The sequence below is a fragment of the Vibrio sp. 1288 genome, assembly GCF_033344475.1.
Genome location: NZ_JAWPOX010000199.1, coordinates 1 through 957 on the forward strand (window position 1 = coordinate 1; position 957 = coordinate 957).

1 protein-coding gene is annotated in these 957 nt (G+C 47.9%); it reads left to right on the forward strand.

The features are described from left to right. The coding region (locus R8O11_RS25650; protein WP_318194665.1) for a histidine kinase dimerization/phospho-acceptor domain-containing protein at positions 1-957 on the forward strand (957 nt) is incomplete at both ends.

The window sequence follows — 957 nt, forward strand, 5'->3', positions numbered from 1 at the left end:
ATCGGTAACCAGCTTATGCTGGCGGTTTTAACGTTGAGTTTGATCTTTACGTTAGTCATTTCTGCCATCAGTTTATATCGTGATTTTCAAGAAGAGTTGTCCCATCTCGACACCGACTTAAAACAAGTGGAGTCGAGCTACCTCTCCAGCTTTTCAGCCAGTTTGTGGGTTGAAGACCGTGAGCTGTTACTCACCCAAGCGCTGGGGGCGATGCGTTTGCCTTCGGTGGATTACCTACGCATTGCTACCAAAGACGAAGTTATCATCGAGCTCGGAACAGAAATCACGCAAGATGTGGTTGAGAGGCGTTGGCCGATGCAGTTTAGTGTGGGTGAAAAAACGTTTGAGCTCGCAGAGCTGACTGTGCAGTCTGACCTTAGCGCCGTCTATCAAGATTTATGGCAACAGTTCTTTTTTCTACTCACGACAGAAGCGATAAAAATTTTGCTGTTGATGGTTGGGGTGTTGTGGGTTGCCTTCCGTTTATTGGTGAATCCTTTGCAGTTGCTTTCCGGTGCGGTGAGTGATTTTAGCGGCGGTAATGCGCCGAGTACGGTCACGCTGCCCAAACGTTGGTGTTTTGATGAAGTCAGCTTGTTGGCGCAAAAATACAATCGAAGCGTGCAAAAAGTGCGAGAGCATCAAGCCGAGTTAGAAGCAGAGCGAGATAAGGCGGAAGTCGCCAATCGCAAGAAAAGTGAGTTTCTCGCGACCATGAGCCACGAGATCCGCACCCCTATGAATGGCATTATTGGTGTGGCGTCGCTGCTTAGTGATACTAAGCTCGATCCGCAGCAAAAAGAATTTGTGGAGATCATCGATAACTCATCGCAATCGCTCATGACCATTATTGATGACATCCTCGATTTCTCCAAAGTTGAAGCGGGGAAGGTGGAACTCGCCAGCGAGACGTATCATTTTCGTCAGTTATTGGATGATGTGATCAGCTTACACACC